At 57.3% G+C, this 14,192-nt stretch carries 12 protein-coding genes and 1 pseudogene; 5 read left to right on the forward strand and 8 right to left on the reverse strand.

The genetic code is table 11. From position 1 onward, the window contains the following. The first annotated feature begins 870 nt into the window (after positions 1 to 870). From ACR0LW_RS15130 to ACR0LW_RS15145, 4 genes and pseudogenes are all read left to right on the forward strand, one after another. Entirely contained in the window at positions 871 to 2,346 is a 1,476-nt protein-coding gene (locus ACR0LW_RS15130; RefSeq protein WP_480883132.1) for a hypothetical protein, read from the forward strand. A gap of 2 nt (positions 2,347 to 2,348) precedes the next feature. After that, entirely contained in the window at positions 2,349 to 3,353 is a 1,005-nt protein-coding gene (locus tag ACR0LW_RS15135) for a caspase family protein (protein ID WP_480883133.1), read from the forward strand. Continuing rightward, positions 3,334 to 4,767: a hypothetical protein gene (locus ACR0LW_RS15140; RefSeq protein WP_480883134.1), complete on the forward strand. Its 1,434-nt coding sequence runs from the start codon at positions 3,334 to 3,336 to the stop codon at positions 4,765 to 4,767. Before ACR0LW_RS15135 ends, ACR0LW_RS15140 begins: the two co-directional genes overlap by 20 nt. A 73-nt stretch (positions 4,768 to 4,840) precedes the next feature. Next, positions 4,841 to 5,335 (forward strand): annotated as a pseudogene (locus tag ACR0LW_RS15145) (IS6 family transposase); the annotation flags it as partial. Between the two features lie 176 nt (positions 5,336 to 5,511). Here the strand turns inward: ACR0LW_RS15145 and ACR0LW_RS15150 are convergent. The 6 genes from ACR0LW_RS15150 to ACR0LW_RS15175 form a co-directional block, all read right to left on the reverse strand. Next, a complete protein-coding gene (locus ACR0LW_RS15150; RefSeq protein ID WP_480883135.1) occupies positions 5,512 to 6,675 on the reverse strand; it encodes a tyrosine-type recombinase/integrase in 1,164 nt (387 codons plus the stop codon). Between the two features lie 331 nt (positions 6,676 to 7,006). Then, positions 7,007 to 7,549 carry a DUF3833 domain-containing protein gene (locus ACR0LW_RS15155; protein ID WP_480583588.1) on the reverse strand — a complete coding sequence of 181 codons (543 nt, stop codon included), beginning with the start codon at positions 7,547 to 7,549 and terminating at the stop codon, positions 7,007 to 7,009. Then, positions 7,546 to 8,163 (reverse strand): DUF3833 domain-containing protein, encoded by a 618-nt coding sequence (locus tag ACR0LW_RS15160; RefSeq protein ID WP_170521123.1) that lies wholly within the window; start codon positions 8,161 to 8,163, stop codon positions 7,546 to 7,548. The genes ACR0LW_RS15155 and ACR0LW_RS15160 overlap by 4 nt, the downstream gene beginning before the upstream one ends. Beyond that, positions 8,160 to 9,383 carry an MFS transporter gene (locus ACR0LW_RS15165; RefSeq protein WP_480883136.1) on the reverse strand — a complete coding sequence of 408 codons (1,224 nt, stop codon included), beginning with the start codon at positions 9,381 to 9,383 and terminating at the stop codon, positions 8,160 to 8,162. The genes ACR0LW_RS15160 and ACR0LW_RS15165 overlap by 4 nt, the downstream gene beginning before the upstream one ends. Then, positions 9,383 to 9,931, reverse strand: a complete 549-nt coding sequence (locus ACR0LW_RS15170; RefSeq protein WP_480883137.1) for a hypothetical protein — start codon at positions 9,929 to 9,931, stop codon at positions 9,383 to 9,385. The genes ACR0LW_RS15165 and ACR0LW_RS15170 overlap by 1 nt, the downstream gene beginning before the upstream one ends. Next, positions 9,882 to 11,216: an NAD(P)/FAD-dependent oxidoreductase gene (locus ACR0LW_RS15175; RefSeq protein ID WP_480883138.1), complete on the reverse strand. Its 1,335-nt coding sequence runs from the start codon at positions 11,214 to 11,216 to the stop codon at positions 9,882 to 9,884. The genes ACR0LW_RS15170 and ACR0LW_RS15175 overlap by 50 nt, the downstream gene beginning before the upstream one ends. Before the next feature lie 185 nt (positions 11,217 to 11,401). Between ACR0LW_RS15175 and ACR0LW_RS15180 the strand changes: the two genes are divergently transcribed. Further along, positions 11,402 to 12,127 (forward strand): SDR family NAD(P)-dependent oxidoreductase, encoded by a 726-nt coding sequence (locus ACR0LW_RS15180; RefSeq protein ID WP_480883139.1) that lies wholly within the window; start codon positions 11,402 to 11,404, stop codon positions 12,125 to 12,127. Positions 12,128 to 12,130: 3 nt separating this feature from the next. Here the strand turns inward: ACR0LW_RS15180 and ACR0LW_RS15185 are convergent, their stop codons facing one another. Together ACR0LW_RS15185 and ACR0LW_RS15190 are read right to left on the reverse strand one after the other, a co-directional pair. Continuing rightward, positions 12,131 to 13,783, reverse strand: a complete 1,653-nt coding sequence (locus tag ACR0LW_RS15185) for a DUF6504 family protein (protein ID WP_480883140.1) — start codon at positions 13,781 to 13,783, stop codon at positions 12,131 to 12,133. A 61-nt stretch (positions 13,784 to 13,844) separates the two neighbouring features. Beyond that, entirely contained in the window at positions 13,845 to 14,132 is a 288-nt protein-coding gene (locus ACR0LW_RS15190; protein WP_170453529.1) for an I78 family peptidase inhibitor, read from the reverse strand. Positions 14,133 to 14,192 lie beyond the last annotated feature (60 nt).

Here is a 14,192-nt window from a genome sequence, read left to right on the forward strand (position 1 = left end):
CAAAAGCAGCCCAACGGCCCCACCAATGTTGACCGCATTCCCGTCGCCCAACACCTGAACAACAACGTTCCCAGCACCAGAAACGGATGCCTCCTGCATCGGTGAAACTATCCTCAAGCCTATGTCATCAAATAATATCGTATAGAGTGTATCTGCCTGATGTTATCGAGTCGAGAGTTTACGCCATTGATTGCTTTACAATAGTTTTGACAAAGAACCGACCCGCGTTCTCACCGTTGTGAAGGCCGAACAGGCGGTCGCGCCTAACGATGAGCGCACAATTTTAGATGGAGCAATCGTGAGCCACCTCGTCACCAGGCCTTTGAGTTCGTTGCGGCATGTTTTTACTTTCGTAGGCACCTACTTCTCATCAAAACCTAAAAACGCGCGAAATAAGCGAAATACCTGCATGGATTCCGATTTCCCTAAAGCACTCACTGGTCGAACGGCGGGTTTGTCCCGCGTCTAGGTTGTCGGATCAAGCTGCGGCGAAAGAAAGGTATAGGTTGAGTCGAAATCAATACCCTTGAATGACCGGATTGGCACTCCTGTTGCCCGCCGCGCTCGCGGCAAATCCCGTTGCAACGAATGAACTCAACACATTTCGCAAAAGCCAGGCTGACACGCACCGCCGTTCTAGCCGAGTGGCGCGAACTTGGTACGGCATAATGAGCAGCTATACTGGCCTAGCTGAGACGGGTTCGAATTTGTCTGTTAGCACCGGTGGAACAGGTTTGGCCGATGTTTGCTGCAGAGATAGCCCCGCCATCAAGCTACGACTTCGGGCACTGGCATCGCTTTTATACTGTGCCTTTTTCGCGTAAGCTATCGTCGATTGAAAAAAACAATTGCAAAACAAAAGGTCTCTTCATGACTGACAATATTATTCACCTAGCAAATGGGAAGTTGCACGCGGACACGCCCTTATCGAAAGTCGATGATCTCGTCACGCAAGCAATCGAAAGTGGCAACGTCACTTTGCACTTTCATGGCGGGCTGGTTTCAGAGGCAAAGGGCCGTCAGATCGCCGATTTTCTCGCTCCTAAATATGAGGCGGCCGGTGGGTTCCCAATCTTCTTTGTTTGGGAAGCGGGCGCCTGGGAAACCGTTCGAAACAACCTTAGAGAAATAGCAAAAGAAGTGCTTTTCCGGCTCGTGATGAAGCGCGTGCGCTCAATCCTAGACCGAAAAGCCGAACAAACGAACGGTGACCGCGCTGTTGGTGTTCTGCCACAAGTCGATTCCACAGCCCGCGACGCCGAACTTGATGCCGCACTCGATACAATTGGTGGCCCGTCTGTAATTGCGCCGCCTGAGCCATCCACTCCGTCAAGTCAACTCAACCTAATCGAAGAAACTCAACTCGAAATGGAACTCGGTGCGGACTTCTTGCTCCAACAAGCAGTACAAGCGGCGTCCAATGGTCTACGCAAACCGGAAGAGATCTCCTCAGACGCGGCATCCCGCTCTGCAACAACAGTTCAGGGTTCGACTACGACTCTCATGGACCCTGCAAGCCTGGATCGTATGGTGGAGCGCCCGACGGTCGATGCACGTGGTTTGATCTCATCGGCACGAGTGGCCAAAGCGATTATCGCTGTGGCACAGCGTGTGATTGCCCGGTCCTTGGCGGGGCGGGGCCATGGCTTACACGCGACGCTCGTGGAAGAGGTGTTGCGCGAGTTTTATCTTGCCAATGTGGGCGGGTTGATTTGGAAGCATATGAAACAGGACACGAAAGACAGCTTTGGCGACGACCAAAGCTGCGGTGGCACAGCAGTCCTGAAATTGCTGAACGACAAAATCGGGGACGATGATGATGTAACGATTACCCTGGTGGGTCACAGCACCGGTGCTGTCTACATCGCTCATCTTCTGAAAAAGGCGGCCGAGATTCGTCCAGGCGGTTACAACTTCAATATTATATTCTTAGCGCCAGCCGTCACACACGAGTTGATGCATCAAGCCGTGGCGAACTACGGTGATCAAGTCGCCGGAATTCGCGTATTCACCATGACTGATGAGAACGAAAAGAACGATGTTTTGGTTCCGGTGCTCTATCCCCACTCGTTGCTGTATTTCGTTTCTGGTGTAGTAGAGTTCGAACCCGACGCACCGCTTGTTGGAATGGCAAGGTTTTTTGAAGAAGGCGCATTTCCCGACGCCGACTATCCTGCGTTGGGATCGGTGCGAGCCTATCTTAAGCGAGGCGGTGAACGCGTAGTGTGGTCAGTCACACAGGGGGCACCGGCGGGCAAGAATAGCGCCGCTCTCAAACACGGTGATTTTGATAATGAGAGTGAGACATTGGCGAGCGTGGGTCACATAATTGCCAATGGGTTCTAAGCATGGCTGACCATGGGATAATTATTGGTATAGATTGCTATCCCGGAATTTCCGACCTCAGGGGATCCTGTAACGACGCGGATCGGTTTTTTAATTGGTTGACAGACCCCGCGAAAGGAAACGTCGATCCAAACAACGTGCAAAAGGTACGTTCATCGGATTTTCCGGCTCCCAACTCAGCGAGCGAAGCGCATCCTGTCTTGTCTGAGCTGTCTCAGTTGTTTCGGCCCTTCGCCGAAGCCGCGCTTAAAGGCGAGCATCATGACGGACGCTTGTTTCTGTTTGTTGCGGGCCATGGGTTTGCAGACCACCAGGACCCGGACTCAGCGGCGCTTTATGCTGCAAACGCGAGCGTCGCATTTCCTGAACACCTGGCGATGAAGGCCTGGGCAGATTTTGCACGATTGCATTGGTTGTTCGATGAGGTCGTGCTGGTTTCGGATGCGTGCCGCAACACGTTGCCGTTCAATCGGCTTGTTAAACCCTCGCTGCCAGAATTTCCGGCCCACGCCAATGCTAGCAAGGTCAAGCTGTTTCAAGGATATGGGACGGGTTTCAACCAGCTAGCGCGCGAGCGGGATTTTGATGGTGTTACCCACGGCATTTTCACAGAATCTTTGATGGATGCTCTGGAAATGGCCCGACCAAATCACCTTGGTCGCGTAACGGGAAAGGTGATTAAGGCGCATGTGCACAATGTGATCGACTCCAAAGCGGGTGACGTCGAAATAGATCCACCCGACATCCGAGTGGATGAAGATAAGGACGTACTCTTCATTGAGCGGGGGGCGCCTCCGGGTCGTGATACCACTTTTGTGACCGGGCCTGAACACCAGGGAAACACAATCGTGATCGAAGCCTGGCCGGAAGATGAGCAAGCCCGTGCAGTCATAGAAGCCGAGCAAACGGTTCTACCGCTCCAGCCTGGGCTTTATCGGGCCCGAATAATTGAAACCGGCGACAAGACAACCTTTGAGGTACCAGGTGATGCAATCGTCACGCTATGAAACCGTTCAGTTCCGCGCCAAGGCAGCTGATCTAGCAACCGAGATATTCTTAATTGATGCATCCTTGCGGCGTATCGAAACAGGTGTGGGCAGGTTGGATGCGCAAATTCGCCCCGGGTTCTACAAGGTGCGTTTCCGCGCTGGGACAAGCCAAACTGACGAACTTATCGAAGTTTCCGGAGAAGAAGAAAAGGTAGAAATCACAGGCAAGCCGGTCCTGATTAGGTCTTCAGCACCCATTCTCTACACAGTCGCATTCGACAACGAGCAAGCTACGCAGGCCTCCAAGTGGTCACTCCAGTCGGATGAGATCGGGACCGGGGCTAAGTTATTGTTGTTTTTGCGCACGGAAACGGCGGATACGGAATTCGACGTTGCCGGAATAACGTTGCATGACTTTGAGGGCACCCAAATTGCGGACTTGGCCAATGGGCGGCACAATGCCGCCGCCAAGTGCGCTGGTCTTTCGCTTCGGCTTGATCCAGGGACTTATCGCCTGCGTGTTTCAAAATCTGAAATTGGCGACTATGAGATCTTTGTAACGCTGAGTCACGGGTGGCAGACCCAAGTTTTCCTCGCTCTAGAGGACTTCTTAAGGGGCGACGAGCGAGTTCAGGCGCCGTCGTTGCGTCGGGCTGCAATCTTCATGGCGAAAGAAAAACATGGATTTAATCCCGATGACGCCAATAAGCGGTTTACGGAGCTGGCCAAGCAGGCGCATTTGCAAGGACGCAATATTGTTTCCACCAAAATGATCAACAAATTTCTGGACAAAAAATATGTAGACCCAATGATGGGTATTTTTGCTGCACACATTCTGATGAAAGCCCGTCGCCGGAACACGGAACTGATCCAAATTGTCCTGTATAACCTTAAGAGAATGCTAGGTGACACGCCAGATATCAGGGCTTTGTTTCTTGCGCTTGACCAAGATAATCGAGACCATCAGCCAATTGATAACCCGCCACTTCTGGCTGCCAGTTGGACGATGCTCTCCAAAGCGACCCGCAAAAATGCGCGATTGATATCGCCACATAGTGTGCCAGGCCAAGTGGCGCACAACATCGTCGATGGCGGCGTTTGGCTGTTGCACAGGGTGGTGGACGGAGCCGACGTAAGTCCCCAATCCTTGGTGCATTCTGAAAAGATGTTTCGCGAGATGCTGAATTTGTCGACTGAAACCTTGCGGGCTATTTTATCTGATCGAAGTCGAGTGGCAGAATTGAGCGGGTTGGAGCAAAGTGTGCTCGGTCTGTTGGTCTCAAAAACCTCTATGCGGGAGTCGCTTGAGGACTTGCCGGAAATGGATCGTGGCACGACTGACCCCGGACGACTCATTTGGCGCATTCAAGCCCCGACCTACTCTGTCGCGGCAGCTGTAGAGAGCCTGAGTAAGAAAATGGAGGAATTTTGAGATCCCTAGGCTCAGAGGTCTTGTCAGAAGAACATTGCTTGAGGCGGGCAGGGGGCTTTCGTAGCTTTTGCCCATGACCAAATCTGCCTCTTTCAAGTGCTTCAGAACCAGCCCAGAGATCATCCGCCTTGCGGTGATGCTGTACATCCGCTTCTCGCTGTCGCTTCGGAATGTCGAAGGTCTGCTGCACGAGCGAGGCATCGACGTGAGCCACGAAACTGTCCGATATTGGTGGAACAGGTTTGGCCCGATGTTTGCTGCTGAGATCAGACGGAAGCGTGTTCAGCAACTGCGCGCATTCTCCAAATGAAAGTGGCACGTGGACAAGGTTTTCGTGAAGGTGAATGGCAAGCGTCATTGTCTTTGGCGGGCTGTTGATCACGAAGGCGAAGTGCTGGAAGCCATTGTCACCAAACGTCGAAACAAGCAGGCAGCATTGAAATTCCTCAAGAAATTGATGAAACGACACGGCAAAGCGGAAACCGTCGTCACGGATCGCTTAGCGTCGTATCGGGCTGCCCTCAGAGAGCTCGGCGCTACCGAAAAACAGCAGACGGGCAGGTGGCTTCTGTCCGACTAGTCTGCCTTTGTTCCAGGGCGGACGACGCGTTGTGACAACGGAAAGTAGCGTTTTGGACATCTTAGGTCTCCGTCCAGCCCCTTCCGTCCTAAACATCGACACCATGCCGACAGCTGCAGTCTAATTGCTGCTTGCGTGTTTTCAGCACAGGAAATTCTCAGGTTTCAGGAACTGCCACCGCTGATCTTCTTACCCATCACATCCGCTGCCTGCCGCAACGGGTCATCTGCGAGGTGCGCGTAGCGTTGCGTGGTAGACGGGTTCGTGTGTCCAAGCAATCGACCGACTATAGGCAGACTCAGACCGCTGGAAACGAGATGCGACGCATGCGTATGCCGATTGTCGTGGATACGGTAGTCTTGAAGACCTGCTGATGTGGTGACCGAGCTCCAAAATTTCTTCAGATCTTTGTACGGTTGGTCCGGAGAGCGCCCCGGAAACAACCAACGACTTTCAGGAGATGCCCCTGCTTTCATTGCCGCAAGCAAATCACAGGTTGCTGACGAAATCGGCAGGTGCTCTCGTCGCTTTTGCTTTGTGTGGTGCGACGGCTTTGTCCAGACCGCGCGGTCCAAATCGAAGTCTTCCCATTTTGCCTTCAGCACTTCGCCGATCCGTGCGCCTGTCAGGAGCTGCAGGCGAATAGCGTTCGCTGCAACCTGATTTGGATGCTCTGACAGAGCCACCAAAAGTCTTTGCAGCTCACCATCTGACAACCAGCGGTCCCGCTTTTCCTCGGGGAACTTTTCTATGCCGCGCGCCGGATTGTCAGAACGCTGACCCCAGCGCACAGACAGTCCAAACATTTTCGACATGAGCGCCAGAGTGCGATTGGCTTGGTAGGGCGTATCACGCATTTGATTGTGAAGCTTCTGAACATGCTGATGCGTCACTTCAATAACTTTAAGATCCCCAAGCTTGGGGAGAATGTATCTGTCCAGCATTGACCGATCATTCCGAACGCTACCGGGACGTTTCTTCGGTTCCGCATGTTCGGTCATGTATTGCGTGGCAAGTGAGTTCACCGTTGGTGAATGCCTTAGGCTTTGAGCATCGGCGACAGGATCTGCGCCACGTACCACGTCAGCAAGAAGCGCGCGTGCTATTTCGCGGGCGGCGCCCAAAGACAAGGTCGGCCCATATCGCCCAAGTGTCTTGCGTTTCGACCGACCGGTTTGTTTGTTTCGATATTGAACTAAGAAGCTTTTGACGCCGGTCGTTTTCACGCGGAGTCCAAAACCCGGCAGACCGTCGTCCCAATAGATCGTGTCCCGGTTTGTTGCTGAAATGCGATCGACACTTGATTTTGTTAATCTGACGTTGGGCATAGTGCTTCCAGATGAGATAGGTAAGCACAAGGTAAGCAAAGTGCGGTGAGTTGGGAAGAGCCTTATAGAAATCTCAGCGCGCAATAACTACTGTAATTTAAGAAAATATACTGCCCAATCGATTTGGATATAATGCTATCGAAAATGGGCCAATAAGACTTTTAATCAGTGGGTCGCAGGTTCGAATCCTGCACGGCTCACCACTTTTTCCGCAAGGCAAGCTAGAACAGGCGGGATTTTCCCGCGTCTGCTGCAATCAAGCGGTAGGGAACGGCATAGAAATATGCAAAAGACCGTTGGGGTCGGACGTAGGCGCACCCCACACCTGAAACTACTTCTTCTCGAAGAACAGGATGACCTCTCCGATGCGGACACCGAAGCGTGAGACATAGGCGCGGTTCAGCAGGCGGTCATCCTCCAGCAGCCACATCCAATCGTCGAACTTCACGCGCATGGTGCCGTCCTTGATCGGCAGGTCGATCTTGTATTTCCAGTTGAAGGTGTCACCGCGTTCGATCCCTTCAGCGGTGCCAAGCACGCCGGGGGCGGTGCCGGTCCAGGTATCGGCGTCGGTTTTGGTCAGGGTCCAGATACGCTGCTCGGTCGCGCCGTCATCATAGACGAAATCTTCGACCAAAGTGAGCGTTTCTCCGTCCCAGGTGCCGTCGATATCAACGGTAAAGCGGCGCGGGACGTTGCCGAGGATGTCCTGAAACTGACCGTAGGCAACGGTTTTGCCTTCGAAAAACTCCTCAAGGTTCAAGTCGCGATCCGACAGGAAGGATTTGGGAACCCTCGGTTTGGCCGAGCACGCCGCCAGCACCAACAGACAGGCGATCGCGGCAATGGATATGAGCGCGCGGATACGGATCATTGCAACAGCCTGCCGTCCGCGTCGGCATCATAGCCGTTTGTGCCGGACAGATGCGTGGTCTTGATCTCGGGCGCGGGGCGCATGGTGGCGACCAGCTCGGCCACTTTGATGCCGAATTTGCGCATTTCGGATCGGTTCATGATCGCGCCATTTTCGGTCAGGTACATCCAGTCGGTCACATCCAGCGTATGCCCGCCCGCATCTTCGGGCAGGATGATCCTGTAGGTCAGCTTGACGGTCGAGCCCGAGATCTCACCTTTGCCTTCGCCCACGATGTCATCCGCCGTGGCGATGAAAGTGTTGCCGGTGCCCATGGTCAGATACCATTTGCGGGTCATCTGTTTGCCGTTGGAATAGGTGAACCATTCCGCCAATGTGCCCGAGTTGCCGTCCCATTCGCCGACCATTCGCGCCACGAAGCTGTTCGACATCTTGCCGTTGGGGCCATAGATCAAGCCTTCGGACAGGATCTCGCCATTGAGGTGTTTCTTCAGCGAGAAATCCGGGCCGGTGCCCGTGTAATCGGCAGGCGATTGGGAGCGAAAGCTCAGAAACCGGCCTCGGACCACAAGAACAGTGAGGATGGCGAGCAGAAACACGATAAGCGTATTCATTTGGCTGTAACCTCCGTAGGAAGGGTCAGAACCATCCCGAACGCTCCAAGCTTTAGGATGCAGGGCAGCACGGCGTAGGCGAGGTTGAGCGTGTTCAACGCCTCGGCACTGTTGGTTTGACCGGGTGTAAAGCCGCTGCGTTCCAGAAGCGGCAGAGTGAAAAAGGCAGCGAGCGCAAGGCCCAGCTTGCCAGCGAATGACCAGATGCCAAACGCGGCCGAGGCGTTCAGCCCCGCGCGTGTCAGCACGACGGAAAACATGGCAGGCAGCACCACCATATCCGCCCCAAGCGCCGCGCCGGATGCGACGCAGATGATGGCGAAACCGGTGAGATCTCCGGCGGATAGCGTTGCAGCACCGATGAAGCCCGCGATCGAGAGGGGCATGGCGATGATCAGGGTCTTTTTCGGGCCGATCCGATTGCTGAGCTTGGCCCAAAGCGGCACGCTTGCGCCTGCGCTGAGGAAGAAAAGGATCAGCAGCGGCCCCGCCTTGCCGGGCAGTTGCAGGCGATCTTCGACAAAGAACAGGAACAGTGTGGATGTGATGGCGACCGGCAGGCTGTTGACCAGTGCCAATGCCAGCAGACGCAGCGCTCCGGCCTGCCCAAGACCGGCGAAGGACAGGCCCTGACCGGTGATCGGCGTGCGCCGCCAGATCGGTATTGTCAGAACCAGAGTCAACAGCGCCAACAGGCCGAGAAACAACCCGAAAGCGGGGTAGCCTTGCGCTGAAGCCCCCAAGGCCACGAAAAGGGCAGGCGTGCTGGCCGCGATGACCACGCCCGTCAGTTGCCCGCCTTCACGATAGGCGGCGAGTGTCATCAGTTCTTTCGCATCGGCCTTTTTCGCAAGCGTCGCGCTGCGGCCGTATAGAAGGATTGTGCCCAGGCTGTAGGCCGAAAACAGCAGGATCAGAACCACGATCAGGGCTGTGACGCTTGCACCTTCCGGCAGGCCAAACAGCAAGGGAAAGCCGATGGCCAACCCCAACGCGGCCAAAGCTGCGAACAAAAGCTGCCCCCCCGGCCAGCGGTCGATGGCCCAGCCGATCAGCGGGTCCTGCACCAGATCGACCAGTCGGATCACCAGCAAGACCGTACCGATCACCCCAAGGCCAATGCCCAGATTCACCGCCGCAAAGCGCGGCAAGTGAATATAAAGCGGAATACCCGCCGCAGCGAGCATCAGCGCATAGAGGCTGACACGGGGATACAGCATCACTGACCCTTCAAACTCTGCGTAAAGCTGGCCGACCGGGTGTTGTTGCCCAGAAAGATCGACATAAAGGATTTCTTGATGTCGGTACTCGCCAGCGTGCAGGTTTGGGTGCCATTGCGCCAGAACCCGACCTTGTTGGGCCCTTCCGAGATCGCCAGATAGTTGTCACCTTTGCTGACAGCCTGAAAACAGGCTTCAAGCTGTGCCTGTGTGGGCTGTGGGTTGCCCTGACGGGCCATCTCTTCCAGCGTCGATTCCACAAGTGCCTTTTGTTTTAGGTTCTTGCGGTAGGTCAGTTGCAGGCCAAAATCCTCGGCCCAGTTAAACGCGGCCCCGCCGGGGGTGTAGAGTTTCGCGTCGTAAAGCGGCAGACCCAGAAACCGAAAGGTCCCGCTGCCGATCTGCTTGGGGTCTTTCAATTCGCGCGACAGCGGATCCGCTGCCAGCCCAACCGGGGCCAGCAGCGTCAAAGACAAAAGCCCGGCGCGCCAGAGGCGCCTATTCAGCCGCAACAGCAGGGATGGCCGGGTCTTGTTCCCAAGTGCCATGGTCAGCTCCGATCGTTTGCGGGGTGCCCTTGATGCGATCCACGACATGCATCGCGCTGGCAATCCCGTCTTCGTGAAACCCGTGCCGGTTATACGCTCCGGCGAACCAGGTCCGGTTCTGTCCCTGCATCTCGCGGATTTGCCCTTGTGCTTTCAGGGCGGCCTTGTCGAACACCGGATGGGCGAACTCGACCTGATCATAGATTTTGTCCGCGGGAATTTCTGACGACGCGTTCAGCGTCACGAACAGCGGATCGCTGTCTGGAATGTTCTGCAAACGGTTCATCCAATAGGTGACGCCGACATTCCCGGCTTGCGAGCGATAGGTCCAACTGGACCAGCAAGCACGACGCTTGGGCATTTGACCGGGGTCGCAATGCAGGATGGCGCTGTTGGGCTGATAGCGGATCGCTTCCAATGCTGCAGCTTCGGCGGCGGTGGCATTGTCGCCCAGAATGGCGCGGGACTGATCGGAATGGGTGGCCAGAATGATCTCGTCAAACCGGTCGGTGTGGCCCTGACTTGTCACCGAAACGCCCATGTCGTCACGCTGAACATGATCGACCGGAGCACCCAGACGGATGTCACATCCCCGTTCGCGCAGGGCGGCGTCGATGCGACGCACATACTCGATGCTGCCGCCTTTGACCGTGTACCACTGGTGCTGGTTGGCGCGGCCGCTGGCCAGCAAGGCGTGATTGCGGAAGAACTGCACCAGCGAGCGCGCTGGGAACTGATCCACGAATTCAACCGGCGTCGACCAGATCGCGCCGCACATCGGCATCAGATAGTTTTGCCGGAACCAGTGACCCAGACGCATCTGATCCACCAGCTCTCCGATCGTGGTGTCGTCGTCCTTGGCGGCCTCGGGCGCTTCTTTGCTGAAGCGCAGGATGTCGGCGATCATCTTGTAATACGACGGCCGCGCCAGATTGCGTTTCTGTGCGGTCAGGGTGCGCAGGTTGTTCAGCCCATACTCGATCCGACCGTTGTCGATGGTTGCGCCAAAGCTCATCTCGGATTTGGTGACCGGCACGTTCAATTCGTCGAACAGTTTGGTCAGGTAAGGATAGGTCGCATAGTTGAACACGATGAACCCGGTATCCACCGGTTGATCACCGTTCTTTCCCGCCATGACCGTGCGGGCATGCCCCCCCAGCCGGGGTTCGGCCTCGTAAACTGTGATGTCGTGGTCTTCTGAAAGGTAGTAAGCTGCGGATAGACCTGAAATGCCTGCACCTACGATTGCGATTTTCTTACGTACGCCCCGTGTTTCGTCGAACATGTGATCCCCTTAGTGCGACATTTTACAAAGGGATACGTAGCAGGGTTCACGCCGGATCAATCAGATTAGATTAATTTGCCACGTGCTCTAGACTGTGACGTCTGGGCTGAGTTTCCTGTGTGGTTGCGTGATCCAGCCCTTTGGCCCAACCGTAGAAGATACAGCACAACAGATATGGCCCGGGGATGAGCAGTTTTCACGGAAAAACCTATTGGATCGTAGGCGCCAGCGAAGGGCTGGGCCGGGCCGTGGCCGAGGGGCTGGCCCGCGACGGTGCGCATCTGATCCTGTCGGCGCGCAATGCCGACCGCCTGGCCGAAATCTGCGCCAAGCTGCCCAATGCGCGGTTTGTGCCCTTCGACGTGACCGATCTGGACGCCGTACGCCGCGCCGTGGCCCAGGCCGGAGAGATCGACGGGCTGGTCTACAACGCCGGAGCCTATGAGCCGATGCGCTCAGCCGATTGGGATACCGAGGCGGTTCTGGCCATGACCGACGTGAACTACACCGGCGCGTTGCGGGTACTGGGTGAGACGGTGCCGGGCTTCGTGCGCGCAGGTCGGGGGGACATTACCCTGATCGGCTCTTTGTCCGGCTATCGTGGCCTGCCTGCGGCGGTGGGTTATGCGGCCAGCAAGGCGGCGTTGGTGTCGCTGGCCGAGACGATGCGGTTCGATCTGGCGGGTACGGGGGTCACGGTTCGGATCGTCAATCCGGGTTTCATCAAGACCCGCCTGACCGAAAAGAATGACTTCAAGATGCCGATGCTGATGACGCCTGAGGACGCGGCAGAGCGTGTCATCAAAGCGATGTCGCGCCGTCGTTTTCGCACCGATTTTCCTGCGCCGTTTTCCTGGGTGGTCCGGTTGGTGGACTACCTGCCGGATTGGCTGGTGTATCGTGGAAAATAGACTCTAACCAAACTGCCCCTGACAGAACCAGCCCGCTGACATGGTGCCGCCATGGCCGTAGAACAGCCACAGCCGTTCCCCCTGTTCCGTCACCACCACCCAGTAATCGCGCACGCCGCTGCGCCAGTTGGGATCGTCCAGCCACCATTCCGGTGCGATCCGTTCCGGGCCGGTGGCCTGCGCCAATTGCCAGTCGCGCCCGCGCCAGCGAAAGCTGCCGGGCACATCCGGGGTTTCCGGGGCCATCACCGGCTCGGGCTGCCACATCTGCAAAGGGCGCGGACGTGCCGGCGCAGGCCAATCGCGCGCCGGTTCCGACCAGGCCGCCGCCAGCACCTGCGCCGTCTTCTCGGGGATGTGCGAGGCGGCGGGGTGCCGCCGTGTGATCGCCTCAAGCCCGACCCGCGCGCCCAGCTTGCCGATCAGGTCATCCACGGCTGTATTCCCTTCAAGCCGGTTGCGGGCCACCTGTCTGGCCTCGGCATGTCCTGCCATTGTGCGGGCGTGGATAGGTTCGGTCTGGATCGCCTCAAGCCGCAGCATGTCGATGCCATAGCCAGCGTCGATCTTGTCAATTTTCATCTCTAACAAAGGGCGAATGCGGTGTTTGTCATAGGTCGGTCGGGCCAGGCCGACCTCGATGATCTCAGCCGCCTGATCGGCGCGGTGGGCTTCCAACCGCAGGGTCCGGACGCCGCGCCCTTTCTCTTCCAGCTTGGTACAAAGCGTCGGCAGAACGCGATCAACAGCAGCCATCACGTCCTCGATCAACCCGATCGGGTTGGGCAGGGTCATCCGCACCGCAAACTGATGTGGCGGGCGGGCGGGCGAGACGGGCTCGGGCGCGCTGCCCATGGCCTGATCCAGCCGCAGCACCAGCCCGCGTCCGAACCGCCGCGCCAAACTGGCGCGTGGTTGCCCCAGCAGATCGCCGATCCGGCGCAGGCCCAGACGGTTGAGCTGTGCGACCACCTGATCCTCAAGCCGCAGCGCCGCGATGGGCAGCGGGCTGAGCGCGCCGTAGGATTGCCCCGGCGCGGCGATCCGGGCCCCGCCACCCAGCGCCATCACCTGCGGCGCGGCCCCGCCCCTGGTCCAGTGCCGCCGCTTGCCCGCCCGCGCGCGGGTGGCACGGGCTTCCTGACTGATGGCGTCGCCATTGCGATCCGAGGTGGCCTCTTGCCCTGCATAGCGTGCCAGCGCCCAGGCTGCGCCCAGCGTATCCGCGATCCCCATCTGCACGCTGAGGCCCATATCGGCGCAGTCGGTTTCAAGCACGCTCAGCAGCGCCTCTTCCCCGCCGAACAGATGCGCGCAGCCCGACAGATCGACGATCAGCCCGTCCGGCGCTTCCTCGGCCACCCACGGGCTGAACTTGCCCGCCCAGCGGCGCAGAGCAGTCAGAAAGGCGGCCTCGGCCGGGGCGTTGCGCGGGCGCGTCACAAGGTTGGCGCACATGGCATGGGCGTCGCGCACCGGCTGACCCACGCGCAGCCCGGCATCCTGAGCTTCGGCGTTCAGAGAGGTCACGACCTGCATGTTCGACTGTTCGGCCACGACAGCCAAAGGTCCGCTATGCAGCCCCCGCGCGGCGCGGATCAGCCGTTCAGCCCCCAGACGGGGAAACCACAGTGAAAGTATTCGGCGTTTTGGCATCGGCAGACATCAAAATGTTCCCATTTTGTTCTTACCTGAGAATCAGCGCCCGAGTCCACGCCTACCCGCAGGTCAGACGCTGAATGACGCCCGCACCGTTCACGAAGACATTCAGCCGGTCGATGCGATAATCCTGCGTTGCAATGTCGTTTGGTCCCAAAACCCGCGCCCGTTCGGGCAGATCGGCCTGAATGGAAGACACGGGCTGACCGACCGAGTCAGCAAACGGATCGCCCTGACAAAAGGCCAGATCGACCGGCGCGGCTTCGGGCTCGGTCCGCGCCTCTTCCGGGGCAGGGGGTTCGGCGCAGGCCGCAAGAAGGATCAGGATCGGGATAAATCGGTGCATTGGCGCTCCTCATTCCGGCAATGTCGTTTCTGCAATATCAATCGTTTAACCTGCCTGTCA

This window comes from Ruegeria sp. N4 (genome assembly GCF_056531425.1).